The organism is Bacillus sp. JZ109 (genome assembly GCF_053903135.1).
Map to the genome: position 1 here is coordinate 2,106,222 of NZ_CP096388.1, position 26,661 is coordinate 2,132,882.

Annotated in this window: 22 protein-coding genes and 1 riboswitch; of the genes, 15 read left to right on the forward strand and 7 right to left on the reverse strand. The window is 43.0% G+C overall.

Going from position 1 to position 26,661, the window contains the following annotated elements; genetic code table 11:
• The first annotated feature begins 35 nt into the window (after window positions 1-35).
• Entirely contained in the window at window positions 36-1,490 is a 1,455-nt protein-coding gene (locus tag M1D94_RS11320) for a sugar porter family MFS transporter (RefSeq protein ID WP_077671326.1), read from the forward strand.
• 77 nt (window positions 1,491-1,567) lie between these two features.
• On the opposite strand, the gene M1D94_RS11325 is transcribed toward M1D94_RS11320, so the two are convergent.
• Window positions 1,568-1,888, reverse strand: a complete 321-nt coding sequence (locus M1D94_RS11325) for a hypothetical protein (protein WP_003241898.1) — start codon at window positions 1,886-1,888, stop codon at window positions 1,568-1,570.
• Between the two features lie 67 nt (window positions 1,889-1,955).
• Window positions 1,956-3,998 (reverse strand): molybdopterin oxidoreductase family protein, encoded by a 2,043-nt coding sequence (locus M1D94_RS11330; protein ID WP_282627229.1) that lies wholly within the window; start codon window positions 3,996-3,998, stop codon window positions 1,956-1,958.
• A 147-nt stretch (window positions 3,999-4,145) separates the two neighbouring features.
• Window positions 4,146-4,237: riboswitch (SAM riboswitch) on the forward strand.
• 96 nt (window positions 4,238-4,333) lie between these two features.
• Here M1D94_RS11330 and M1D94_RS11335 point away from each other — a divergent pair.
• The 7 genes from M1D94_RS11335 (at window position 4,334) to M1D94_RS11365 (ending at window position 11,819) form a co-directional block, all read left to right on the forward strand.
• On the forward strand, window positions 4,334-5,356 hold the full coding sequence (locus M1D94_RS11335; protein ID WP_080121384.1) for a 2-hydroxyacid dehydrogenase: 1,023 nt from the start codon (window positions 4,334-4,336) through the stop codon (window positions 5,354-5,356).
• 17 nt (window positions 5,357-5,373) lie between these two features.
• Window positions 5,374-6,837: an FGGY-family carbohydrate kinase gene (locus tag M1D94_RS11340; RefSeq protein WP_163116722.1), complete on the forward strand. Its 1,464-nt coding sequence runs from the start codon at window positions 5,374-5,376 to the stop codon at window positions 6,835-6,837.
• 93 nt (window positions 6,838-6,930) lie between these two features.
• Window positions 6,931-8,175, forward strand: a complete 1,245-nt coding sequence (locus M1D94_RS11345) for an MFS transporter (RefSeq protein WP_021481398.1) — start codon at window positions 6,931-6,933, stop codon at window positions 8,173-8,175.
• A gap of 396 nt (window positions 8,176-8,571) precedes the next feature.
• Window positions 8,572-9,123, forward strand: a complete 552-nt coding sequence (locus M1D94_RS11350; RefSeq protein ID WP_049141142.1) for a MarR family winged helix-turn-helix transcriptional regulator — start codon at window positions 8,572-8,574, stop codon at window positions 9,121-9,123.
• A 15-nt stretch (window positions 9,124-9,138) separates the two neighbouring features.
• Window positions 9,139-10,077 (forward strand): ABC transporter ATP-binding protein, encoded by a 939-nt coding sequence (locus tag M1D94_RS11355; RefSeq protein ID WP_014479987.1) that lies wholly within the window; start codon window positions 9,139-9,141, stop codon window positions 10,075-10,077.
• Between the two features lie 9 nt (window positions 10,078-10,086).
• Window positions 10,087-10,833 carry an ABC transporter permease gene (locus M1D94_RS11360; protein WP_041849908.1) on the forward strand — a complete coding sequence of 249 codons (747 nt, stop codon included), beginning with the start codon at window positions 10,087-10,089 and terminating at the stop codon, window positions 10,831-10,833.
• Window positions 10,827-11,819: an ABC transporter permease gene (locus tag M1D94_RS11365; protein WP_049141141.1), complete on the forward strand. Its 993-nt coding sequence runs from the start codon at window positions 10,827-10,829 to the stop codon at window positions 11,817-11,819. The genes M1D94_RS11360 and M1D94_RS11365 overlap by 7 nt, the downstream gene beginning before the upstream one ends.
• Window positions 11,820-11,958: 139 nt before the next feature.
• Here M1D94_RS11365 and M1D94_RS11370 read toward each other — a convergent pair whose 3' ends face one another.
• From M1D94_RS11370 to M1D94_RS11380, 3 genes are all read right to left on the reverse strand, one after another.
• Window positions 11,959-12,492 (reverse strand): GNAT family N-acetyltransferase, encoded by a 534-nt coding sequence (locus tag M1D94_RS11370; protein ID WP_049141140.1) that lies wholly within the window; start codon window positions 12,490-12,492, stop codon window positions 11,959-11,961.
• 43 nt (window positions 12,493-12,535) lie between these two features.
• A complete protein-coding gene (locus M1D94_RS11375; protein WP_021481396.1) occupies window positions 12,536-13,306 on the reverse strand; it encodes a hypothetical protein in 771 nt (256 codons plus the stop codon).
• A gap of 66 nt (window positions 13,307-13,372) precedes the next feature.
• Entirely contained in the window at window positions 13,373-13,681 is a 309-nt protein-coding gene (locus M1D94_RS11380) for a DUF948 domain-containing protein (RefSeq protein ID WP_021481395.1), read from the reverse strand.
• 150 nt (window positions 13,682-13,831) lie between these two features.
• On the opposite strand from M1D94_RS11380, the gene M1D94_RS11385 reads away from it, so the two are divergent.
• From M1D94_RS11385 to proB, 4 genes are all read left to right on the forward strand, one after another.
• A complete protein-coding gene (locus M1D94_RS11385) occupies window positions 13,832-14,548 on the forward strand; it encodes a 3-ketoacyl-ACP reductase (protein ID WP_015483302.1) in 717 nt (238 codons plus the stop codon).
• Between the two features lie 307 nt (window positions 14,549-14,855).
• Window positions 14,856-15,224, forward strand: a complete 369-nt coding sequence (gene rtp, locus M1D94_RS11390; RefSeq protein ID WP_003220337.1) for a replication termination protein — start codon at window positions 14,856-14,858, stop codon at window positions 15,222-15,224.
• A 147-nt stretch (window positions 15,225-15,371) separates the two neighbouring features.
• A complete protein-coding gene (proC, locus tag M1D94_RS11395; RefSeq protein WP_010886524.1) occupies window positions 15,372-16,265 on the forward strand; it encodes a pyrroline-5-carboxylate reductase in 894 nt (297 codons plus the stop codon).
• Window positions 16,262-17,377: a glutamate 5-kinase gene (gene proB, locus M1D94_RS11400; RefSeq protein ID WP_032725868.1), complete on the forward strand. Its 1,116-nt coding sequence runs from the start codon at window positions 16,262-16,264 to the stop codon at window positions 17,375-17,377. Before proC ends, proB begins: the two co-directional genes overlap by 4 nt.
• A 50-nt stretch (window positions 17,378-17,427) precedes the next feature.
• On the opposite strand, the gene gltC is transcribed toward proB, so the two are convergent.
• Window positions 17,428-18,330 (reverse strand): glutamate biosynthesis transcriptional regulator GltC, encoded by a 903-nt coding sequence (gene gltC / locus M1D94_RS11405; protein ID WP_004399246.1) that lies wholly within the window; start codon window positions 18,328-18,330, stop codon window positions 17,428-17,430.
• Between the two features lie 146 nt (window positions 18,331-18,476).
• On the opposite strand from gltC, the gene gltB reads away from it, so the two are divergent.
• Together gltB and gltD are read left to right on the forward strand one after the other, a co-directional pair.
• Window positions 18,477-23,039 (forward strand): glutamate synthase large subunit, encoded by a 4,563-nt coding sequence (gene gltB, locus M1D94_RS11410; protein WP_321541085.1) that lies wholly within the window; start codon window positions 18,477-18,479, stop codon window positions 23,037-23,039.
• A 16-nt stretch (window positions 23,040-23,055) separates the two neighbouring features.
• Window positions 23,056-24,537 carry a glutamate synthase small subunit gene (gene gltD / locus M1D94_RS11415; RefSeq protein ID WP_014476983.1) on the forward strand — a complete coding sequence of 494 codons (1,482 nt, stop codon included), beginning with the start codon at window positions 23,056-23,058 and terminating at the stop codon, window positions 24,535-24,537.
• Between the two features lie 56 nt (window positions 24,538-24,593).
• Here gltD and M1D94_RS11420 read toward each other — a convergent pair whose 3' ends face one another.
• Window positions 24,594-25,583, reverse strand: coding sequence for a zinc-binding dehydrogenase (locus tag M1D94_RS11420; RefSeq protein WP_103804368.1), 990 nt, complete (start codon window positions 25,581-25,583; stop codon window positions 24,594-24,596).
• 128 nt (window positions 25,584-25,711) lie between these two features.
• Between M1D94_RS11420 and yofA the strand changes: the two genes are divergently transcribed.
• On the forward strand, window positions 25,712-26,569 hold the full coding sequence (gene yofA, locus M1D94_RS11425) for a LysR family transcriptional regulator YofA (protein WP_032721968.1): 858 nt from the start codon (window positions 25,712-25,714) through the stop codon (window positions 26,567-26,569).
• The last annotated feature ends 92 nt before the right edge of the window (window positions 26,570-26,661 follow it).

The window sequence follows — 26,661 nt, forward strand, 5'->3', positions numbered from 1 at the left end:
TAGCGATTGTAAGTCCTTTTAAAAGGAGGAGAAAAATGGACCAGCGTGAAAAAATGGATACTGCAGGCGGAAATACCTCGTGTAAACATAAAAAATTTTTCCGCAAGATTACCATCATTTCTACATTCGGAGGCCTTCTCTTTGGTTATGACACTGGAGTAATCAATGGAGCGTTGCCTTTTATGGCACAAAGAGATCAGCTTGATCTAACTCCCTTCACCGAAGGTCTCATCACAAGTTCCCTCCTTTTCGGAGCCGCATTTGGCTCCCTGGCTGGAGGACGGTTAGCAGATCGTATTGGCAGGCGGAAAACCATCTTAAATCTAGCTTTCTTGTTTTTAATTGCTACGATTGGTTGTTCGTTCGCACCAAACACATCTGTTATGATAATCTGCCGAAGTTTACTTGGTCTTGCAGTAGGGGCAGCATCTGTCACGGTACCGGCCTTTTTAGCTGAAATGTCGCCAGCGGAACAGCGGGGCAAAACAATTACTCAGAACGATCTGATGATTATTTTAGGTCAGCTTCTTGCATTTACATGTAATGCAGTCATTGGTACATCAATGGGTGAATATGCGCACGTTTGGCGATTTATGCTTATCTTGGCAACACTGCCGGCCATTTTTCTGTGGTTCGGGATGCTTATTGTACCAGAGAGCCCGCGCTGGCTGGCATCGAAAGGGAAGGTGGGGGAGGCGTTCAGAGTTCTTAAGTATGTAAGGGAAGAAAATTGTGCCAAAGCTGAGCTGACTGAAATCAAAGCTTCAATCAATCGAGAGACTGAAATAAATCGGGCGACACTGAAAGACTTGTCAGTCCCATGGATTCGCCGACTTGTAGGTCTTGGAATAGGAATCGCTGTAGTGCAGCAAATAACCGGTGTTAACTCCATTATGTTCTATGGCACGCAAATTTTGCAGAAAGCTGGTTTTGCCAGAGACGCAGCACTTGTCGCAAACATTGGAAATGGCGTTATTTCAGTGATAGCCTGTACATTCGGCATCTGGATTGTAGGTAAAGTCGGGAGGCGGCCTCTTCTCCTTACAGGACTTGCAGGCACAACAGCTTCTATTTTGCTTATAGCGATTTGTTCCATCACACTTCAAGGAACTCCCGTGCTGCCGTTTATCGTGATTGGCCTGACAATTACGTTCCTGGCTTTTCAGCAGTCAGCGGTATCCGTGGTTACGTGGCTCATGATTTCAGAAATATTCCCGCTCAGATTGCGAGGGCTCGGAATGGGGATTTCAGTGTTTTTCCTTTGGATGATGAATTTTCTTATCGGCTTAACGTTTCCTGTGTTACTAGATCAATTGGGGATGTCGTCAACGTTCTTCGTCTTCGTTGTTCTGGGGGCTTCTGCGATTCTTTACGTGAAAAAGTATCTGCCGGAAACAAAAGGTCGTACTCTAGAAGAGCTTGAAAACGACTTTAGAAGCAATCAAGGTGTTCGAAAAGCATCATCGGGCAAAGGAGAAATAAATATGTAAACGCTCTCTTTTATTATGATTAAAAAGGCGTTGCTTTTGAAGCAAGCCTTTACTTTCAAATGTTTTCCATTAAACAACTAGCAAATCCCGTTTTTCTTAATACTAACTTCATCCTGTTGCTTTTTGACTAATGCAAATATCCATTCTATTAAACTTTGTTTTTGCACATACTTTTTCCCGTTGATTTTAATGTAAGGCAGGTCTGTCATGTCTCCGGCTAACTGTTTTGCCTCAGTTGTCGTTATTCCTAAAAAATGTCCGATGTAAAAGTAAATATCTCGTTCTTTTATAAGCAAGGTATCACTTTTTTCATATGCTTTTGGATGGTTCATCTGCTTTAAGCCTTCACCGATAAAATATCCAGCCAAAGCAATACCAATTCCTAAAAAAACGTCCATGTGTATGCCTCCATTATGTCGATGTTATGTTATACGGGCTTGGCATACTAGGGGTTTCATTATTTTTTCAAACCTTTTCAATCTGCACGCGTCCTGAAAAAAAGGTGGCGCCGCCGCCCATATCGGACAATCGGTCTGGGGTTAGCGCGTTTACAAGCTGTTTTTTTCCTTGTTCATCCGCCCATAATCCTTGGCTGACAACGACACCTGGCAGCACTTGTTCTCCAACTGCAGCGGTCAGCTGGCATTCTCCCCGGCTGTTCCAAATTCGTACAGGTGCCCCATCAACGATTCCGAGCTCTTCAGCATCTTTTGTGTTGATAAAGAGCTTTGGCGTCTTTTCAAGCTTGATGTGTTTTTCATTATTGGAAAATGTTGAGTTTAAGAAATTATGGTTTGGCCCCGGAACATACATAAACGGATGTTCATTATCGGTTACAAGAGGTGTATATGTCGGTAAAGCAGGGAAGCCGTCTTGTTTCATTTGTTCTGAATATAATTCTATTTTTCCGCTTGGCGTTGGAAGTTCGCCCGGAAACAGTCGCTTTTCGCGTTTCGCTTTCATAAATGAATGCTTAGCAAGTGCATCGTAATCAATCTCTGCCAAATGTGGATTATCTGGATGGTCAAGCGCCTGGCGGATTAATTCTTCATCTGAATCTTTAAGCTCCTGGTCTGTGAATCCCATGGCTTCAGCCAGTAATCGGAAAACCTCAGTGTTAGACTTGCTTTCCCCATATCTCTCAATCACCGGCTGCTGAAGCTGAATGTAATGGTGCCAGTAGGAGGTGTAAAAATCAGTATTTTCAAAAGCGGATGTTGCAGGCAGTACAATGTCCGCATATGCAGCCGTTTCCGTTAAAAACAAATCATGAACCACAGTAAACAAGTCTTCCCGCAGTAATCCATGTCTGACTTTGTTTGCTTCGGGCGCGACGACGGCAGGGTTCGTTCCGTAAATAAATAGAGAGCGAATCGGCGGGTCTGTTTCCAAAAGCACCCTGCCAAGCTGATTCATATTAAACGACCTCGGGGTGCGCCCTTTCAATAAGTCGGGCCGCTGCAAGGCATTTGTGTTATATTCTAAAATTCCGCTGTTATGCTTAATTGCGCCGCCCCCTGTGTGCAGCCATTGGCCGGTAATCGCCGGAAGACAGGCAATCGTCCTTACAATCATCCCGCCGTTATCGTGATGCTGGGGTCCGTTTCCGATTCTGATAAAAGAAGGGGAGGTTTTCCCGTACATTTTTGCCAGTCGGTAAATATCTTCGGTACTGACACCGGTGATCGTCGATACCTTTTCAGGATCATATTGTTTCACGTGTTCACGGAGCTCTTCATAGCCAACCGTGTACTCGGACAGAAATGCTTCATCATGAAGGTTTTCTTTAAATAAAATGTGCATGATGCCAAGAGCAAGTGCACTGTCGGTTCCCGGTTTTATTGGGATAAACCAATCTGCAAGACGTCCTGTTTGATTTTTATGCACATCGATCACGACAATTTTGGCACCTTGTTTTCGCGCTTTTTGGGCGATCGTAATTTGGTGCATATTTGTGCTGACCGCGTTGATTCCCCAAAAAATAAATAGTTTTGTATGAACGGTTTCCTCAGGATCGATTCCCGCGCTTATGCCCATTGTATATTTATAGCCTTCAGATCCCGCTTTGCTGCAAATCGTCCGTTCAAGCTGGCTTGACCCCATGCGGTAAAAAAAGCGGCGGTCCATTCCTTCAGCTGTCAATTTCCCCATATTTCCGTAAAAGCTGTAAGGAAGTATGCTTTCAGCTCCCTCTGCATCAATCAGCTGTTTCCAGCGGGAGGTGATCGTATCGATTGCCTCTTCCCAGGAAATCGGTTCAAATATCGCTTGGCCTTTCGCACCTGTTCGTTTGAGCGGTGTAGTCAGCCGCTTTTCATCATATATGCGCTCCGTCATATTCCGGACTTTGTTGCATATGTTTCCGGCTGTGACAGGATGATCAGGGTCTCCTTGCATTTTTACGATTTTCCCGTCTTTTTTATGTATTAACAATCCGCACTGATCCGGGCAGTCCAGCGAGCAAACGGATTTGAAAATGCCGTTTTGTTGTGTGGCAAAAGATTTCATGGCCCAGTTCCTCTCTCTAGTTAGATATTTTGTAAGAATTATAACATTTCGGATGATAACGTCAATTCTGAAAAAAGAGATTGACATCAATCTGAGACTTCTTTATGATAAACGTATTCTTCATTCTGAAAATTACATACTCAACATTTTCTATCCAGAGAGGTGGAGGGACTGGCCCTATGAAACCTCGGCAACATTATTGTGCCAATTCCAGCAAGCGTCAGCTTGAAAGATAGGAAAGCAAGGTTTATACCGGCGTCTGCCTGTAACAGAGCGCGCCTATATATGAATCTCTTTCCATCTGCGGAAAGAGATTTTTTTTATGAAAAAATACGATGAAAAGGATGTTTTGCACCATGACGGTTTTGGTTACAGCACCGTACAACGAAGAAGGACGAAAAGAGCTAGAAAACTTGTTTGACTCAGTTGCTTATCAATCTTGGAAGGAACAAGGCCGGGCATATCGGGAGGATGAACTCATTCAGCTGCTAAAAGCAACAAATGCGACAGGCTTGATTACTGAACTTGATCAGGTAACAGACAGCGTATTTGCTTCTGTTCCCGAACTTTCATTTGTCGGTGTTTGCAGGGGAATGCCCTCCAATGTGGATGTGGCAGCTGCCTCAAAAAGAGGCATACCTGTTTTTTATACACCAGGGCGGAATGCACAAGCCGTTGCTGAAATGTTTATTGGAAATGTGATTTCCTTTCTGCGCCATACCAGCGCCTCGAATCAATGGCTGAAGGATGGAAAGTGGAACAGTGATTACCTGCAGGCTTATGTCAAATTTAAAGGAAATGAATTAACAGGAAAAACGGTTGGCATGATTGGGTTCGGGGCGGTTGGTCAAAGGATTGCAAAACTGCTGACTGCGTTTGACTGTAAAATAAAGTATTACGATCCATTCATTCAAGACGATCATCCGCTGTATGAAAAAGTATCTCTTAAAACGGTGTTTTCAGACAGTGATATCGTTTCTGTCCATCTGCCTCGTACTGAGGAAACACTTGGACTTATTGATCGGAAGTATTTTGATCTGATGAAACAGAGTGCGATTTTCGTCAATACTTCAAGAGCAGTTGTTGTAAACCGTGAAGATCTTTTATCTGTATTAAAAGAACATAAAATCAGAGGTGCGATATTAGACGTTTTTTATCATGAACCTCCAGAGGAATCAGATTATGAATTGATTTCATTGCCTAATGTTCTGGCAACACCGCATCTCGCTGGAGCAACATTTGAAGTGGAGGATCATCACGTGACGATACTGAATAAAGCCCTCAAAAAGTGGAAGGGTGAAAAAACTCTTAATATTCCGACAATGTATAACAAGGACGAACTGAAAACAGGGGTATAAGAAAGGAGGCTAACAGAATGAAAAAACAAAAAGGCTATCTCGTTTTTGATATTGGCACAGGCAATGCGAGGGTAGCGGTCGTGAGTGTAACTGGCAGTGTTCTAACAGTTGAACGGGAGGACATCGTGTATTCCACAGAGACGCTTTACCCGGACAGCCGTTATTTTTCTCCTCAGGTGCTGTGGAAGCAGGTGATGAATTTGGCAAAACGTGTGCTATCCCGTTCGTGTGATATTGACATCATTGGTTTGACATCGACGAGTCAAAGACAGGGGATTGTTCTGATCGATCAAAACGGCGATTCTTTTCTTGGGCTGCCGAACATCGATAACCGCGGTCGAGAGTGGGAGGCGAGCATTCCCGATCGGGAAGAGATATACAGCCGCACAGGCCGCCTGCCAACCGCACTTTTTTCCGCGCTCAAGCTTTATGGATTAAAACAGCGCCAGCCCTCTTTATGGGAAAAGACTGCAAGCTTTACTAGCATCAGTGATTGGGTGACGTACCAACTGAGCGGAATATTAACATATGAACCATCACAGGCAACAGAAACCCTGCTGTTTGATGTGAAGCAAAACACTTGGTCAGAAGAGATGTGCGACATATTCGGCTTTTCTCCATCTATCCTTCCGCCTCTTGTAAGAGCGGGAACAGCAATTGGAACGATAGCAAATGAATATGCATCCGAATTAGGCCTTTCAATAGATGCTAAGGTTATAGCAGGGGGCGGGGATACACAGCTAGCTGTCAAAAGCACCGGAGCTGGACTTGAGGACATTGTCATTGTATCAGGGACAACAACGCCAATAACCAAAATTACTGCGGATCATGGCGACACAAAACATAAAGCCTGGCTGAACTGTCATACGGATCAAGGGCATTGGCTTGTGGAAACGAATCCGGGAATTACCGGCTTGAATTATCAAAAATTAAAACAGATTTTTTATCCGAATGAAACGTACGAAGTAATGGAGGAGGAGATTTCTGCACTTGCAAAAGAAGACCATGCATGTGTAGCGGCTCTCGGCTCTTATTTATCGGCTGAAAAGAATGCGTTAACGAGAGGCGGTTTTCTTTTTGATGCCCCGCTGTCAGCACATTTAAAGAGGGCACATTTTGTACGTGCAGCGCTAGAAGAGATCGCATTTTCAATTAAATGGAACTTTGACATTTTAACAGAGGTTACTCCGTTTGAACGTGACTATGTTTGGGTGTGCGGAGGGGGATTCCAAAGCAAAGCGCTCACTCAATATATCGCGGATCTTCTTCAAAAAAAGGTCTATGTCCAAGAGGGATATCATCAGGCATCTGTTGTTGGAGCTGCAGTCATTTGCAATGAAACCTTTCAATTAACGGAGGAGATGTCAGCAAATGTCCGGGTGATCGAACCGAAGGACTGTCAGACAGAATTGGCTTTATATGAGAAATGGAAGCAAACACAGCGCTTTTTTTCAGGTTCAGAAAGCAAAGTATTGATTTAAGGCGGCATTTTTGCTGTTTTGAGGAATCATTTAATTTTCAACTTTAATAAGGTAATACGGTAATGAATATAAGCATCTAAGGAGGAGACAGATATGTTGGATAAAATAGGAATACCGAAGCGGCTTGCCTGGGGATTTTTAGGGGTTGTTTTGTTTATGATGGGAGATGGCCTTGAACAAGGCTGGCTCAGTCCTTTTTTGATCGAAAACGGGCTCACCGTTCAGCAGTCCGCTTCCATTTTTAGTATATACGGAATTGCGCTTGCCATAGCTTCCTGGTTTTCGGGTGTATGTCTCGAAGCATTTGGCGCAAAACGAACGATGTTTATGGGGCTGTTGTTTTATGTGATCGGTACAGCTGCTTTTATCGTATTTGGATTTGAACAGCTGAACCTGCCAGTGATGTATGTGACTTACTTCGTAAAAGGGTTAGGTTACCCGCTTTTTGCTTACTCTTTCTTGACATGGGTCATTTACAGAACACCGCAAAGCAAACTGAGCACTGCTGTCGGCTGGTTTTGGATTGCATATTGCCTCGGCATGTTTGTGTTCGGCGCTTGGTACTCAAGCTACGCGATCAAAGCGTTCGGTTATTTGAATACGCTTTGGAGCTCTATTTTCTGGGTATGTCTCGGTGCATTTTTTGCATTGTTTATCAATAAAGACCGTTTTGAAAAGAAGAAAAGAAAAAGATCAGAAACAGCCGAGGAGCTTTTAAAAGGGGTTACGATTCTATTTACAAATCCGCGCGTGCTTACAGGCGGAATCATCAGAATCATCAACAGCATTGGTACATATGGTTTTCCAGTCTTTTTGCCGATGCACATGGCCCAGCATGGAATTTCAACCAATGTGTGGCTGCAAATTTGGGGAACGATTTTCCTGGGGAACATTGTGTTTAACCTTATCTTTGGTATTGTCGGCGATAAATTCGGCTGGAAAAATACTGTTATTTGGTTCGGCGGAGTCGGCTGCGGCATTTTCACCCTCTTATTATACTACGCACCTGTTTTCTCCGGCGGAAGCTTAGCGGTTGTCAGCGTGATCGGCTTTATTTGGGGCGGTTTGCTGGCAGGCTATGTGCCGATTGGTGCAATTGTGCCGACGGTGGCAGGAAAAGATAAAGGGGCAGCCATGTCTGTATTAAATTTGGCTGCAGGTTTATCAGCGTTTGTCGGCCCCGCACTCGCTTGGCTGTTCATTGGTCTCGTCGGCGCGCAAGGTGTCGTCTGGATCTTTGCGGCCCTTTACCTTGCAAGTGCGGTCTTGACGAAATGTATTCATATACCTGAGGAAAAAGCAGTTAAGGAGGAAACATCTCCTCAATATGCATCTTAATTAGAAAGCGCCCATTTTCCGGGGCGCTTTTTATCATTTGTTCAGCAATGTAAGGATTTCCGATACGGAATGACGCAAAAATGATTGATCTGAACGGGATTTCACCATCACAGTCAGCCGATAAGAAACAGAAAATAAGTCTGAGCCGTTTGTTCCACGTTAATTTCACGTCTTAGCTCGTCATGAATGTTCACTCAAAACAGATTCATAACGCTTTATTCTTCATTGAATTCTCGATGACGAGCCATCAACATTACCTCTTTCTGAATCGATCAGTATATTACTATTCTATGAATAATCGAGGGATTCTAAAGAAAAATAGACAACATATTGACAATATAATGAGAAATGTTATGATGAATAGACAATAAGTTGTCTATTTGAGGAGGGAACATCGTGGATTATTCTAAGGAACTGAAAGATTTATTTTTAATGCAACAGTCTTATGCTACACTTTTTTCCACTTTAAACAAAATTCAATCACGTGGAGACGATTATTATGAAAGCTTAACGTCGAGGCAATTTATGACAATGGTTGCCATACTGCATTTACCGGAAGAGGAAACGACATTCAACAACATTGCAAAAAAATTAGGCACATCAAAACAAAACATCAACAGACTTGTCAGCGGTATTGAAAAAAGAGGTTATGTCATCACTGTACCAAGTAAACACGACAAGCGTGCAGTTAATGTGAAGATTACTGATTCAGGAAAGCGTGTCATGGAGGAATGCGGTGAAAAAGCGGTGTATTTTATGGCCGATCTATTTAAAGGCTTTTCGACGGAAGAGCTGGAAACATTGTGGGTTTTATTGAAGAAACTGTACAGTTTTGACGGAGAAGAACAGGATGGTTTTGAAGAAGACGCTGCTGATTTTGACATTGAACAAAATCGAGACAATTTGAAAACAAATTTATTGCAGGAATTCGCAAAACGGAGAAAGTAAAAAGGAGAACCAACTATGAACAACGTAGCAACAGTAGAAAACTTGAAAATGCAGTATGAAAACAAAACGGCAGTAGATGGGATTTCGTTCGAAGTGAGAGAGGGGGAAGTGCTTGGCTTACTAGGTCCAAATGGTGCAGGGAAAAGCACAACCATTCATATTTTATCAGGAGTATTGTCGGCCAGTTCCGGAAATGTTTCGATATTGGGCCATAGTGTGAAAAAAGGGTCCAAGGAAATGAAGAAAGGCATCGGGATTGTGCCTCAAGATATCGCGATTTATGAGGAGATTTCCGCTGAGAAAAATGTTCGTTTTTTTGCCAGTCTTTATTCTCTTAAAGGAGAAGAACTGAAAGCCCGAGTCAAAGAGGCTTTGGAGCTCGTACAGCTATATGACCGGAAAGATGACAAGCCAAAGACGTTTTCAGGCGGGATGAAAAGAAGATTAAACATTGCGTGCGCCATTGCCCATCAGCCGAAACTGATTATCATGGATGAGCCCACGGTAGGAATCGATCCGCAATCCCGGCATCACATTTTGGAATCGATAAAAGAGCTGAAAACAAAAGGCGCAAGCATCATTTACTCTACACACTATATGGAAGAAGTCGAGGCAATTTCAGATCGTATTATGATCATGAATGAAGGAAGAATTATTGCCAATGGAACAAAAGAAGAGCTGTACAGAGAAGTCAATAAAGAAATAACATACGCTTTTCAACTGGCGCATGTTCAGCGATTAAATAAAAACTCGATTAGAGAAATCATAGGAGTGACAGGAGTGGATTTCTCTGACCATCAACTAAATGTTACCGTTCAAAAGAACCAAGATCATTTGAGTGAAATCATATTAGAATTGAGTGCCCAAGGCTGCAGCATCCTAAACATGAACAAAAAAGAGGCATCGTTAGAAACGGTATTTTTAGAGCTGACGGGAAGAAATTTAAGAGATTAGGAGAGCAAAATGAGTTTGTTAAAATTGATAACATTTGATTTTATGAATATTTTAAGGAATCCGGTTCTTGTAATAGCCAATACGGCCTTTCCTTTCGTTCTCATTCTGGTCATGGGCTTTGTTACGAAAAGCAGCTTTGGAGCAGGCGGGGTAAGTTCTTATGATTATTACGGAGTGAATATGATGATTTTCACTGCAGCTCTGATTGCTATGACGACCTCTAATACGTTTATGGAGGAAAAGGTGAAGAAAGCGAACCTTCGTATTGTGTATGCGCCGGTTTCGACAACTAGTATTTATCTTTCTAAATTACTATCAACCTTTATATTCAGTGTCATTATGTACAGCATGAATGTGTTGATAGCCCAAACGATTTTTCATTTGAACTTTGGAGGACAATATCTTACGTATTTCATGCTTTTATTGTATGTATTTTTATTTTTCGGTTGCTGTTTAGGCACAATGTTCTGCAGTTTGTTCAAGAATGAAGAACAGGCGAATGGGATTATGCAAATTCCGATAGCTTTTTTTGTTTTCTTTGGTGGCGTATTTTTCGGAATTCATAGATTTGGAGATACCGTCAATCAGATATCGATTCTTTCTCCGATTAAATGGGTAACAGAATGTTCATTTCGTCTCATTTATGATCATGATTTCAGTATGCTGCAGCCTGTTATGTCAGGACTAATATTGGCTTCAATCATTTGTATTGCCGTTTCTCATGTTGTATTTAAGCCGGAGGGATATATATGCTGAGTTTATTCCAAAACAGGTGGGAGCGAATCCTGACCAAAAAAGACATTATTATCATTGCATTAATCATTATCCCTCTGATGATTGGCGTTGCGATTATGTTTTCCGGGAAGCCGGTTTTCAAAGAAACAATCGCTTTTGTTACAGAACTGGACGAAGTTCATCATTTGCCGAGTGATTCTGCATTTAGAGTGGTAACGGTAGATCAGAAGCCGAAGTTTTCTGATCTGATGTTAGGGAAATATGCAGCCATTGTAGAAAAAAATCAACTTGATTACAAAGTAACCACGTTGAAAAGTAAAGCGGATCAAAAAATGATTCAGCAATTTTTTGAGACTGGAGAAATGCCAGGCAGCTACCGGGGAGAGGATGAATTAAGGACTGAACGGGGAACGGGAACGAATATATTAGGCTTTATCATGATGCTTGTATTGATGCAAGGTGTGGCATTAGCTGCGTTATATCCAGAAGACCGGATGCTCAAAACCTTCAAAAGGATTTTAGTGTCTCCCGTGCATGTGGGGAAATATTTGTTGGTTCAGTTTATCTTTACTTTTTTATGTTTATACATACCCACTTACTTGGCCATCCTAATTACAAATGTACTCTTTCATGCTGAAATTGGTTTCCGTTTAAATATTCTTGCTGGGTTACTGGGTGTTCTTACAGTGCTTGCAACAGCATTCGCTATCTTTATGGCTTCTGTGATGGATCGAAACATCAGTTTGATGACGAGTGGTATCAGTGTGATCACGTGTGTATTGTCAGGCTGTTTTATTTCTTTTGCTCCACATCATCCAATATTAAATGCTCTTTGTGCGATACTGCCACAAAAAGCGTATATGACTTTCATTCACGGGGTAGAAATGGGGGATTCAATGTGGGAATACAAAACTCAGGTTATTTATATTTTGATGTGGTCGGCTGCGTTTTGTTTCCTTGGGGATTTTATCACAAGAAGAAGAACCAATAAAGGGATTTATGAGTAGGGGAAAAAGTTATTAGCATTGTTTTAAGAGATGAAAATCTTGTAGGGATTGATCAAGAATCAAAACGTCATAGCTGATGCAGGTCATGAATCGGACATTTTAAAGGAAAAGGGATGTGGCACAGACCAAGAGAATACCGTCATTCTCTTGGTTTCACAATAGAGTACACATTTGTATCATATGGAGTCCCATTTTGATACATGTACTGTCTTAAAACACCTTCTTTTTGAAACCCCATTTTTAGAAGCAGACGATTTGATGCTTCATTAGCGATAAATACAACTGCGCCAATACGCGTCAGTCCAAGGGCAGAAAATCCGTAAGATACGACCTTTGAAAGGACTTCTGATGCAAATCCGTTTTGCCAATGCTCCGGGATGATTTCATAACCGATTTCCGCGCGCCTATGCTTTTGGGCCAGAGCGTGAAAGCCTATTGTTCCGATCAGTTCTTTAGTGTCCAGTCTTTCAATTCCCCACCGTATACCGCGTTTTTCTTGATAGAGGGCAGCAAACGTTTGAATCATTGAAATGGCCTGTTCTTTAGATTCCATGTTTTCAAGCCCATAATAGCGTGTCACCTCATCGTTTGAGAAACAAGCAAAAATGGCTTCCGCGTCCTGATCTGTGATTTGCCTAAGTATAAGCCGATCCGTTTCTAATATAGGAAACATTCAACCACTCCCCGCGTTTGTGTTTTTGTTTATCATATCCCTTTTATTTCCTCTTTTCTATAGCGAAATCAACCAATGCAGCAAAGGAACGAATTTGTGTTTCTAGTTGCTCTTTGTTTTTGCTGAATTGTTTCAAACGATGGCCGTTCGCGCCTGATGGATGGGGAAAGCCGTTAAGGCAAATCAAATTCTGGAGGCTGTGTTGTCTGATCAATGTTTCACATACTGTTTCGGCCGCTTTTCCTAACGGAATGAGAAGAGCTGGTCCCGTCACATGATTAAGCTCCGCAGGGAAGTGCCCAAAAGCATAGGTGCTTAGGATAGGAGAATGAGTGATAGCCGGTTTGTATCCGGTATAGTTTTTTTGCTGGATAAAGACAGGATATTTAATAACGGAAGTTGTATGGAGCATATGCCGTAATTCTCCAAAAAGCTTTGCGGCGCTTTGAATGCCAAAAGCTTGCGGCAGCCCGCATAAATCCAGCATGGTGATAAGGTTATGTCTCATCGACCCGGAGAAACCCGCTGCTATTTTTGTATCTACCGCCATTTGCTCAAGAGTGCGGCCTTGCCGCAGACTTTCGACTGCTGTTTCGTACGCTGTTTTCATCTGGGAAAAACCCGGCGTGATCCCGGCAATCACAATCGTAGCAGTCCGATTGATATATTCATTATGAGGTGAATAGTAGATGTCAAGTTCATTTTCTTGATGGAGATGAAATGGAGAAATAAGTAAATCCGACTTTGTAAGTGAAGAGGGAAGAGAATGTAGTTTTTCTGCGAACTCCTTTAAGCAACTGTGGTTTACAATCATGCGAAAGCCTCCTCAAAAAATGATATCCCATTGTCCATTCTGATCGAAACAACGGGATATCATTCATCATGACCTGCTATTTAAATGACCAGCCTGCCACACCTCTTTAACAGCTTTAGGAACTTCTTTTACTTCAGCTGCGGTCTGCTGAAACGCGGATTTTTTCATTTGGACATCCTGCTGAATCTTCTTTTGTTTTTGCGTCAGCAGCTCTGTTTCTGTTTTTAATCCTTCGATTTGTTTTTGCATAGCCTGCGTAACAGAGGAAAGCTCCTTTAGTGCAGGGTCCATTTTTTTCTTGTTTTGAATCACGGTAACTCCTAAGAAGATAATAGAAACTGCTAATACTGCAAGACTGATATAAACAATAATCATATGTTCACTCCTTTTCTTATGTCATTACCCTGTATCCGTTTTTTTAATCAGAAGAAATGATATTTACACAGTTCGTTTGATTTGCGTATTGGATGTATTGTACTTATAATGTGATATCGTACATATGTAAACAAAGAAAGGGTGCTTCAATTGCAAAATTTACAACATAAAACTGCACTAATCACAGGCGGAGGCAGAGGAATTGGCCGCGCTACTGCTTTGGCGCTTGCCAAAGAAGGCGTGAATATCGGATTAATTGGCCGGACTTCCGCTAATGTAGAAAAAGTGGCTGAAGAAGTCAAAGCGCTTGGTGTAAAAGCTGCATTTGCTGCTGCAGATGTAAAAGATGCCGATCAGGTTAACCAAGCTGTAGCTCAAGTGAAGGAACAGCTCGGTGATATCGATATTCTCATTAATAATGCCGGCATCAGCAAATTTGGCGGTTTCTTAGATCTGTCAGCCGATGAGTGGGAAAATATTATTCAAGTCAACCTAATGGGTGTGTACCATGTCACGCGCGCGGTGCTTCCGGAAATGATCGAACGCAAAGCCGGAGACATCATTAATATTTCGTCTACAGCGGGTCAAAGAGGAGCTGCTGTAACAAGTGCTTACAGCGCTTCTAAATTTGCCGTTCTCGGGTTAACAGAGTCTCTTATGCAAGAAGTGAGAAAACATAATATCAGAGTCAGCGCGTTAACGCCGAGCACTGTCGCTAGTGATATGTCTATCGAATTGAACTTAACAGACGGTAATCCTGAAAAAGTGATGCAGCCTGAGGATCTTGCTGAGTACATGGTGGCACAATTGAAATTAGATCCTCGTATTTTCATCAAAACAGCGGGATTATGGTCAACAAATCCTTAAAAATGAAAACCTGTCTTTCGACAGGTTTTTTTATTTGTTTATTTGAGTGAAATCCGTACCGGTAAAATGAGATATGTAAACCCTGGCAATCGTTTAAATTGAAGATAGCAGTGAATGCAGGCTATAATAGAACTAAGAAAACTATGTACCAAATGTTCAGTCGAAATTTATTTTTTCCGCTACACCTATAATCAGTAAACATGAAATGACTGGACTATCAGTCTTTAATATAAAGAAGGAAAACAATAAAAGAAAATTGAATATTTAGTACATAGTGTTGTCAGTGACAGAAGAAGGAGTGCATATGATGAAAGAAGAAAAAAGGAGTTCAACAGGCTTTTTAGTGAAACAGCGCGCATTTTTGAAGCTTTATATGATAACGATGACAGAGCAAGAGAGACTCTATGGGTTAAAGCTGCTTGAAGTACTTCGGTCTGAATTTAAAGAGATTGGTTTTAAACCAAATCATACAGAAGTATACCGGTCTTTGCATGAGCTTCTTGATGACGGGATATTAAAACAAATTAAAGTAAAAAAAGAAGGGGCTAAGCTCCAGGAAGTCGTCCTCTATCAATTTAAAGATTACGAAGCTGCCAAGCTATATAAAAAACAGCTGAAGGTAGAGCTGGATCGCTGTAAAAAACTGATTGAAAAAGCTCTCTCAGATAATTTTTAATAGAAACAAACACCCGGCGCAGCAGTGTGAACCGGGTGTTTTCTGCTTTTCATTATACATATTTGTCGAAAAGAAACAATACAAATCAATGATGACCTTCAAACTTGACATCATTTCCTCACGTGGTAACATTTTAAACGTGTGAAAATGCGAACAAAAAAGCGAACAAAGGAGATGTTACCGATCTTTGATCAAAAGAAAGTAGCCTTTATAGGAGCAGGATCTATGGCGGAAGGAATGATATCAGGTATCGTTCGTGCCAACAAAATCCCGAAACAAAACATCTGCGTTACAAACCGCAGCAATACAGAGCGATTAACTGAACTTGAACTTCAATATGGCATTAAAGGCGCCTTGCCGAACCAGCTATGTATTGAAGACATGGATGTGCTCATTTTGGCAATGAAGCCAAAAGATGCCGAAAACGCTCTGTCATCACTAAAATCACGTATTCAACCCCATCAATTAATATTGTCGGTCCTTGCCGGCATAACTACCTCTTTTATTGAACAATCATTGCTTAATGAACAGCCGGTTGTCAGAGTGATGCCCAACACTTCCAGTATGATTGGCGCTTCTGCAACAGCTATTGCCCTTGGCAAATATGTGTCGGAAGACCTGAAGAAGCTGGCCGAAGCATTGCTCGGATGCATGGGCGAAGTCTATACAATCCAAGAAAATCAAATGGATATATTCACCGGAATTGCAGGCAGCGGACCCGCGTATTTTTATTATTTAATGGAATTCATTGAAAAGACAGGCGAGGAAGCGGGCCTCGATAAACAGTTATCTCGAAGCATCGGCGCACAGACACTTTTAGGTGCCGCAAAAATGCTCATGGAAACAGGAGAACATCCTGAGATCTTAAGAGATAATATCACGTCACCGAACGGAACGACAGCAGCGGGGCTGCAAGCCTTGAAAAAGAGCGGCGGCGGAGAAGCGATTTCTCAAGCAATAAAGCATGCTGCTAAGCGTTCAAAGGAAATCAGCGAAGATATCGAAAAAACTGCAGCGCCGCTATCAGGAGTGATAAAGTGACGCCTGATACAAGCATGAAAAGAGTCGTTGTGAAGATTGGAAGCAGTTCATTAACAAGCCTTCATGGAGAAATCAGCATTCGAAAATTAGAAGCGTTGGTCGACCAGGTCGTCAAACTCAAAGACGCCGGTTATGAAGTGATTTTGGTTTCCTCAGGCGCAGTGGCGGCGGGATATCGCAAGCTCGGATTTATCCAAAGGCCCGAGAAGCTTCCAGAAAAACAAGCATCAGCTTCAATCGGCCAGGGATTGCTGATGGAGGCTTATTCAAAGCTGTTTTTGGCACACGGCTATGTCGCATCCCAAATTTTAATTACGAGAAGCGATTTTTCTGATGAATATCGATACAACAATGTCAGGAATACAATGAATGTACTGCTCGAGCGCGGCATCATCCCGATCATAAACGAAAATGATACAGTTACCGTCAATCGGCTCAAGTTTGGCGACAATGATACACTCGCGGCAAAAGTCGCAGGATTGATTGATGCAGATATGCTTGTGATTTTATCAGATATAGACGGATTATATGACGGCAATCCGCGCACAAATCCAGAAGCGAAAAGGATACAGCGGGTGAGTGAAATAACACCTGACATCGAAGCATGCGCAGGTGACACTGGAAGCATCGTTGGCACCGGCGGCATGCGCTCTAAGCTTGATGCGTTTAAAATCGTAATGGCGTCTGGCATTAAAGGTTTCCTTGGTCAGGCAGATGCTGGCGATATTTTATATCACGCCGTTCATGAACAGGCGGAAGGCACCTATTTTGAAGCAGAAGGAACGCTTCCGTTGAATCAAAAGGAGAAATGGATCGCTTTTAATTCCGGTCCGGAAGGTGAAATGTTTTTATCAGATGACTGTTCACGAAAAATAACAAACGGCCAATCGAGTTTATACCTGGACGGTGTAGAGAAGATTAAAGGGAAATTCAAAAGCGGTTCAGTTGTTCGGCTGATGGATTCAAAAGGGACGGAAATCGGCCTTGGAATCGTCAATTACTCTTCTGTACAGCTTCAAGAACCGGAAAAGAAAAAGGAACTGACAAACAGAGCTCTAATTGATCAAGAAGCCTTTGTTTGCCATGTGGATTTTTCTTTACCTGTAAATTAATTTGCAGAAAAAAACCCGAAGCTTCTATATAGAAGCTCGGGTTCATTTTTTTATTGATACTGCTCCAGCTTAGAGAAAAATTGAATGACAAACTCATAAAAATCATTCGCAGAAGGCGCAAGCTCTCTATTTTTCGGTTTAATGATTCCGACAGTCCGTTTTACTTGAGGGAACTCAATTGGAATTTTCACAGTAAAACGAGGTGTTGTTTCAGCAAAAGTACTTTCAGGCAGAAGGGTAACGCCCATTCCTGCGGACACTAACCCTTTGATAGCATCCAAATCCTCACCCTCCGTGGAAACGAGAGGAGCAAAGCCTGCTTGTTTGCAAGTATCGATTGCCATCTCTCTAAGTACAAATCCTTCCGGGAACAATACAAATTGGTCGTTGCGCAAATCGATTAAATGAACCGTTTTTTGTTTAGCAAGCGGATGATTTAATGGAACAAGCGCGTAAATTTTTTCAGTAAATAATATTTTTCCCGTTATGTCAGAGAAATTCGTCGGCACCGGTCCTAATAAGGCCAGATCAATATCGCGGTTTCTGACAGCTTCAATCAGAAACTTATAGGAGCCTTGGCGCAGCAAAAATTCGACGTGCGGATATTCTTCTTTAAACGCTGAAATGACAGTCGGCAAAAGCTGGCTGGCGAGGCTTGTAGGAAAGCCGATCTTTACCGTTCCGCGATGCGGGTCAAGATACTCATCAATTTGCTCTTTCGCATAATCAATGGCTTTCATCGCCGTTTTCACATGAATCAAAAATTCTTTTCCGATTGGCGTGAGTTTGATATTTCTCCCTTCACGCTCAAATAAGGTCACATTTAATTCTTCTTCAAGATTGGCAATTTGTCTGCTGATTGCTGATTGGGCCACATGCAAATGATCAGCGGCTTCTGAAACGTGTTCTCTTTCAGCCACCTCCATGAAATAACGCAGTTGGCGCAGCTCCATGTTTGTCTCACATCCATCTATCTCATTTTGAGATTCTTTTGATCTAAATTATATATTGTTTATATCGTTTTGAAAACCTACAATGATTATAGAGTTGTTAGATTTTATGACCGGTATTATCGGAAATTGATCGGGGGAGAGGAATTATGACGTACAATCAAATGCCAAAAGCTCAAGGTCTCTACCGTCCTGAATTTGAACATGATGCATGCGGAATCGGCCTATATGCACACTTAAAGGGCAAGCAGACTCACGACATTGTCAAACAAGGACTTAAGATGCTTTGCCAGCTAGACCATAGAGGAGGGCAAGGCAGTGATCCGGATACAGGAGACGGAGCCGGCTTACTGGTTCAAATCCCTGATGCTTTCTTTAGAAAAGAGTGCAAAGACATCAATCTGCCAGAAAAAGAACGTTACGGGGTAGGAATGGTCTTTTTCTCACAGAAAGAAGATGAAAGAAAAAAAATTGAAAAGCAAATCAATGCACTGATTGAACAAGAAGGCCAAGTCGTTCTTGGATGGAGAACTGTACCTGTAAATGTCGGAAAAATCGGAACAGTGGCGCAAAAAAGCTGTCCGTTTGTCCGTCAGGTATTTATCGGCGCAAATTCTGATCTAAAGGACAATTTATCTTTTGAACGAAAATTGTATGTCATTCGTAAACAGGCTGAAAATTGGGGAGTAACGGAAGGTCTTGATTTTTATTTTGCCAGTCTTTCAAGCCAGACCATTGTTTACAAAGGCCTTTTAACACCTGAACAGGTTGATGCATTTTATTCTGATCTGCAAGACGAAGCATTCGTTTCTGCTTTTGCGCTCGTTCATTCACGCTTCAGTACCAACACATTCCCTACATGGGAAAGAGCGCATCCTAACCGCTATTTGGTTCACAACGGTGAAATTAACACCCTTCGCGGAAATATCAACTGGATGAGAGCACGTGAGCAGCAATTTGTTTCTGAAAGCTTCGGTGAGGACTTAAACAAGATTTTGCCGATTCTCAATGCTGATGGCAGTGACTCTTCCATTTTGGATAACGCATTTGAGTTTTTTGTGATGGCTGGACGCAAACCGGCACATACGGCAATGATGCTCATTCCAGAGCCTTGGACGGAAAATACGCATATGTCCAAGGAAAAAAGGGCGTTCTACGAGTACCATAGCTCCCTGATGGAGCCTTGGGACGGACCGACAGCCATTTCATTTACTGACGGTAAACAAATCGGGGCGATCCTTGACCGGAATGGTCTCCGTCCGGCCCGTTATTATGTCACAAAAGATGATTATATTATTTTCTCATCTGAAGTAGGCGTTATTGAAGTTGAACAGGAGAACGTTTTATATAAAAACCGCCTTGAGCCTGGGAAAATGCTTTTAATCGACCTGGAAGAAGGCCGTATTATCTCCGATGAGGAAGTCAAAACACAAATTGCAACTGAGTATCCGTACCAAAAATGGCTTGAAGAAGAGCTTGTACAAGTAAATCCTGATCCGGAGTCAAGAGAAGAAGAACAATTTAGTGATCTTCTTACTCGCCAGAAGGCATTCGGATACACATATGAGGATATCCAAAAATATCTAATTCCCGTTATTAAAGAAGGCAAAGATCCCCTTGGTTCAATGGGGAATGACGCGCCGCTTGCTGTACTTTCTGACCGAGCGCAATCACTGTTTAACTACTTTAAACAGCTGTTTGCACAAGTAACGAACCCGCCAATCGACGCGATTCGTGAGCAGCTTGTCACTTCAACGATGACTTGGCTCGGTGCGGAAGGCGATCTTCTTCATCCAAGTGAACGAAATGTTCGCCGGATTAAACTGTATACACCTGTTTTATCCAATGAACAGTTTTACGCATTGAAAACGATTGTTCATCCTGATTTAAAAAGCCAAAAAATTGATGTGCTGTTTTCAGAGGATCTTGAACGCGGATTAAAGGACATGTTCACACAAGCAGAGAAAGCCATCAGCCAAGGCGTAAGTTTGTTAATTTTATCAGACAAAAAGATGAACGAACGACTGACACCAATTCCGCCGCTTCTGGCAGTAAGCGCGCTGCACCAGCACTTAATCCGCAAAGGGCTGCGTACGAAGGTCAGCATTATTGTGGAATCGGGAGAAGCACGTGAAGTGCATCACTTTGCAGCGTTAATCGGTTATGGCGCAGATGCGATTAACCCTTATCTCGCTTATGCGACCTACAAGCAGGAAATTGATGAAGGCCGTTTGGATATCAGCTATGAAGAAGCGGTCAGCAAATATGGAAAAAGCATTACTGAGGGCGTCGTAAAAGTGATGTCCAAGATGGGAATTTCAACTGTGCAAAGCTACAGAGGCGCCCAAATCTTTGAAGCGGTAGGAATCAGCCGCGATGTGATCGACCGCTATTTCACAGGTACTGCATCACAGCTAGGCGGCATCGATTTACAAACAATTGCAGAAGAGGCACAGCGCCGCCACCGGGAAGCGTATCAGGATGATTACAGCAAAACGCTTGAACCGGGAAGTGACTTCCAATGGAGAAATGGCGGAGAGCATCATGCCTTTAATCCGAAAACGATTCATACTTTGCAATGGGCGTGCCGCAGAAATGATTACAGTCTGTTTAAACAGTATACAAAAGCGGCTGATGAAGAACGCATCGGATTTTTGCGGAACTTGTTCGCATTTGACGGAAACCGCAAGCCTTTGGAGTTGGAGGAGGTTGAATCCGCTGAATCGATTGTCAAACGTTTTAAAACGGGTGCGATGTCATTCGGGTCCTTGAGTAAGGAAGCGCACGAAGCTTTAGCAATCGCAATGAACCGTCTTGGAGGAAAAAGCAACAGCGGTGAAGGCGGAGAAGATCCCAAACGCTTTGTTCCAGATGAGAACGGCGATGATAGAAGAAGTGCGATCAAACAAATTGCATCCGGACGGTTTGGTGTCAAAAGCCATTACCTTGTCAATGCTGATGAGCTGCAGATTAAAATGGCTCAAGGTGCTAAGCCGGGTGAAGGCGGGCAGCTTCCTGGCAACAAGGTATATCCATGGGTTGCCGATGTCCGCGGGTCAACGCCAGGTGTCGGATTAATCTCACCTCCGCCACACCATGACATTTATTCGATTGAGGATTTAGCCCAGCTGATCCACGATTTGAAAAATGCCAACCGTGACGCAAGAATCAGCGTAAAGCTGGTGTCAAAAGCAGGTGTAGGAACAATCGCTGCAGGTGTTGCCAAAGCGACTGCAGATGTCATTGTGATCAGCGGCTATGACGGAGGTACAGGCGCTTCTCCGAAAACCAGTATTAAACATACAGGGCTTCCGTGGGAGCTTGGCCTTGCAGAAGCACATCAAACACTAATGCTGAACGGACTTCGTGACCGTGTTGTATTAGAAACAGACGGAAAGCTCATGACGGGCCGCGACGTTGTGATGGCTGCCTTGCTCGGCGCCGAAGAATTTGGTTTCGCAACGGCTCCGTTAGTTGTACTCGGCTGTGTCATGATGCGTGCCTGCCATTTGGATACATGCCCTGTCGGTGTAGCGACACAAAATCCAGAGCTTCGCAAAAAGTTCATGGGAGATCCTGACCATATTGTGAACTATATGCTGTTCATTGCCGAAGAAGTTCGTGAGTACATGGCTGCGTTAGGCTTCAAGACATTTGATGAAATGATCGGCCGCACTGATGTACTTCATGTAAGTGAACGGGCGAAGGGGCACTGGAAAGCAGGCCAGCTTGATTTGTCTACACTTCTTTATCAGCCTGAAGGAGTGCGGACATTCCAATCTCCGCAAAATCATAAAATTGATCAATCGCTTGATATCACAACAATTCTCCCGGCTGTACAAGAAGCCATCGAATCTGGAAAAGAAGCTGATATTTCGATTGAAATCAATAATACAAATCGTGTAGCCGGAACGATAACCGGCAGTGAAATCTCAAAGCGCTACGGAGAAGAAGGGCTTCCTGAAGATACAATCAAGCTGCAATTTACCGGATCAGCCGGCCAAAGCTTTGGAGCTTTCGTTCCTAAAGGGATGACGCTTTATTTGGACGGAGACTCAAATGATTACGTCGGAAAAGGGCTTTCTGGCGGAAAAATCATCGTCAAGTCACCAGAAGGATTCAACTCTGCTTCGGATGACAATGTCATTATCGGCAACGTGGCTTTTTACGGTGCGACAAGCGGAGAAGCATATATTAACGGACGTGCTGGTGAACGCTTTGCCGTTCGAAACAGCGGTGTGAACGTAGTTGTAGAAGGTATTGGCGACCACGGCTGTGAATACATGACTGGCGGCAGCGTTGTCGTTCTCGGTGATGTAGGCAAAAACTTTGCGGCAGGTATGTCCGGCGGAATCGCTTATGTACTGGCCGAAGATGTCAAAGCGTTTAAACGCAAATGCAACCTTGAGATGATTTTATTTGAATCATTAGAGGATGAGAAAGAAATCCAGCAAATCAAAGCAATGCTTGAAAGACATACTGCGTATACAAACAGCCAAAAAGCAGAAGATCTGCTAGATCAATGGGAAGACAGTGTGAAAAAATTCGTCAAAGTCATTCCAAAAAACTATAAACAAATGCTCGCAAGCATCGAAGAGCAAAAAGCTGCAGGTTTATCAGATGAAGAAGCCATCATGTTCGCTTTTGAGGCCAACACGAAGCCAAAGCAGAATACAGCAGCATCGGGACAAAAACAAGCGGTAGTACAGTAAGGAAGGGGAGAGGAACATGGGGAAACCAACTGGATTTATGGAGATCAAACGAGAAAAACCTGCGGAGCGGGACCCTCTCACTCGCTTAAAGGATTGGAAAGAATATTCTGCTCCTTTTTCAGAAGAAGCATCGAAACGGCAGGGGGCGCGGTGCATGGATTGCGGTACACCGTTTTGCCAGATCGGTGCGGACATTAACGGATTTACATCCGGCTGTCCGATTTACAACTTAATTCCTGAATGGAATGATCTTGTCTACCGGGGCAGATGGAAGGAAGCATTGGAACGCCTGTTGAAAACAAACAACTTTCCTGAATTCACAGGGCGGGTATGTCCCGCTCCTTGTGAAGGATCATGCACTTTAGCGATTTCAGACCCGGCCGTTTCAATTAAAAATATCGAGCGAACCATTATCGACAAAGGATTTGAGAACGGCTGGATTCAACCTAGAATTCCTAAAAAACGAACAGGCAAAAAAGTGGCCATTGTCGGGTCAGGCCCAGCCGGACTGGCGAGTGCTGACCAGCTGAATCAAGCGGGACATTCCGTCACTGTTTTTGAACGAGCAGACAGAGCGGGCGGCCTTTTAACATACGGCATTCCAAACATGAAGCTTGAGAAGGGCATTGTAGAACGCCGAATTAAATTGCTGACGCAAGAGGGAATTGATTTTGTAACGAATACAGAAATCGGTGTTGACATTACAGCTGATGAGCTAAAGGAGCAATTTGATGCTGTGATCTTATGCACAGGCGCTCAAAAACAGCGGGACCTCTTAATTGAAGGACGCGACTCAAAAGGAGTCCATTACGCGATGGACTACCTCACACTTGCAACAAAAAGCTATTTAGATTCTAATTTTAAAGACAAGCAATTCATTGATGCCAAAGGGAAAGATGTCATCGTAATCGGAGGCGGAGATACAGGAGCTGACTGTGTGGCTACCGCTCTGCGTCAAAAAGCCAAAAGTGTGCACCAATTCGGCAAACACCCGAAACTTCCGCCAGCCCGCACGAATGACAATATGTGGCCTGAACAGCCACACGTCTTTACGCTTGAATATGCATACGAGGAAGCAGAAGCAAAATTCGGAAGAGATCCGAGAGAATACTCCATTCAAACGACAAAAATGGTCGCGGATAAAAACGGAAAGCTGAAAGAGCTTCATACCATCCAAATGGAAAAAGTGAAAAATGAGCATGGTAAATACGAGTTCCGCGAGCTGCCTGGAACGGAAAAAGTATGGCCTGCTCAGCTTGTCTTTATCGCTATCGGCTTTGAAGGCACAGAACAGCCGCTGTTGAAACAGTTCGGTGTTGATTCAGTAAATAACAAAATCAGTGCAGCATATGGGGATTATCAAACAAATATCGATGGTGTATTCGCCGCAGGGGATGCAAGAAGAGGCCAAAGCTTAATCGTATGGGCGATTAATGAAGGCCGTGAAGTGGCGCGGGAAGTGGATCGATATTTGATGGGGAGTTCAGTTCTTCCGTAAATAAAGGGGATTATCATATAAGAGAAACCGGTCTGGCTGCCAGCCGGTTTCTTTTTTTATTCCATTACGATCCCGATGTTTCCAAACTGTCTGCCTTCCTGCATTCTTTTATATGCTTCACATGCTTTTTCTAAAGGATATATCCGGTCAATTACAGGCCGCAGCTTATGTTTGTCAATGAAAGCGAGCATAGCTTGAAATTCCTCACCGCTTCCCATCGAGGTTCCCAAAACATTGACCTGAGGAAAGAATAAAGAACGCACCGGAAAACTGAGATTATCCCCTGAGCTTGCCCCAAAGCTGACAATACGGCCATTTGGTTTTACATGGCGGAAGTATTCCGAAAAGAGGGCAGGTCCTATGCTGTCAAGAACAACATCTATCTTTTTTCCCTGCAACTGATCATCCCAATTGCTGTAGCTGTCAAATGTGTAATCAGCACCTAATTGCAGCGCCCTTTTTCTTTTCTCCTCACTGCGGGAGGTCACGCTTACTGTTGCCCCAATCGCTTTAGCCATCAATAAAGCGTAGGTTGCAACCCCGCTTCCGATGCCGGGTATCAATAGTTGCTCGCCTTTTTTTAATTGCCCCTTTGTAAACAAGGCCCGATATGCAGTTAAAGCGGATAAAGGTAAAACGCCCGCTTCTTCCCATGATAAATAAGCAGGTTTTTTGATTGCATTTTGTGAAGGAATGATCACATATTCAGCAAGTGTTCCGTCTGAAGGACCTCCCAGAATCTCAGGTACAGGTGGAACATTCTCTGTCAAATCCCAGTTCAATGTCGGGAAAATGACTACTTCTGTCTGAACAGTAACATTTTTCACGCCTTCACCAATCTCTTCAATGATACCCGCGCCGTCAGAACCGAGGATCACGTGAGGATCTTGTTCAGATTTGTTTTTCATAAGAAACAAGTCACGATGATTCAGACCCGCAGATTTCAATTTAACCTTTACCTCTCCGTATCCAGGCTTTGTTGATGGAACGTCCTGAACTGATAACCCCAGAAGACCGGCTTTTCCGTTGTGAATTACAGCTTTCATGCTGTCTGCCTCCACATTGAATTGTATTTTCATATCTTTACATATTTTACATAGCGGTTTTCTTCGAGTAAAATGAACAAATATGATAGCCAATATCACTTTTCATCATAGCAAGCAGGTGAGAGCGCGTGGAAAGCGGAGATTTAAAGATTTTTCAGGCTGTTGCTCGCGAAGGAAGCATAACGAAAGCAGCCCAAATGCTGAATTATGTTCAGTCGAATGTGACAGCCAGAGTGCATAACCTTGAGGAAGATTTGAATATCAGGCTTTTTCATCGAACGAATCGGGGGATGAAGCTGACTGCTGCAGGAGAAAATCTTTTACAATATGCAGATCAAGTATTATCGCTGTTAGACAAAGCTGAAAAATCGACCCGTATGAGCAGGCAACCAAAAGGGCCTTTGCGGATCGGATCACTGGAAACGACGGCGGTAACGCATCTGCCTGAGCATGCAGCATCCTTCCTCAGGCGTTTTCCTGAAGTGGATTTATCAGTGAACACAGCGGATACGCATCATTTGATTCAACAGGTTCTTGATCATAAAGTTGATGGCGCTTTTGTATATGGGCCGGTTGAACACGCTGCAGTTAGACAACTCCATGTTTCCCATGATGAATTAGTTTTGATTTCATCACGAGAAGGGACGGCAGAAGACATGCTTCAGCAGCCGATGCTCTTTTTTGGGGCTGGCTGTTCTCATCGTGACAGGGTCAAAAGATTACTAGAGGAAGCAGGCATAGACAATCAAAAAATCATAAAGTTTGGCACATTGGAGGCTATTATAAAAGGTGTTTCCGCCGGGATGGGTACGGCGCTGCTCCCAAAGTCCTCTGTTGACTGCTCCGAGCATCGTACAAATGTATGGATTCATCAATTGCCACCAGCATATCAAGACTTAGAGATCGTCTTTATATACAGGAAAGACTTTTTTATTACGAGTGCGTTTCAGACATTTCTTGATGAGATAAACGAAATGAAAAGATGAAGATAGACGTGCATTAGCAGAATAAAGATTTTGTCAAAGAAGCAGTCATCATTCTGTCATTTTGGATTGCAATCAGGGATACAGAGCATTAC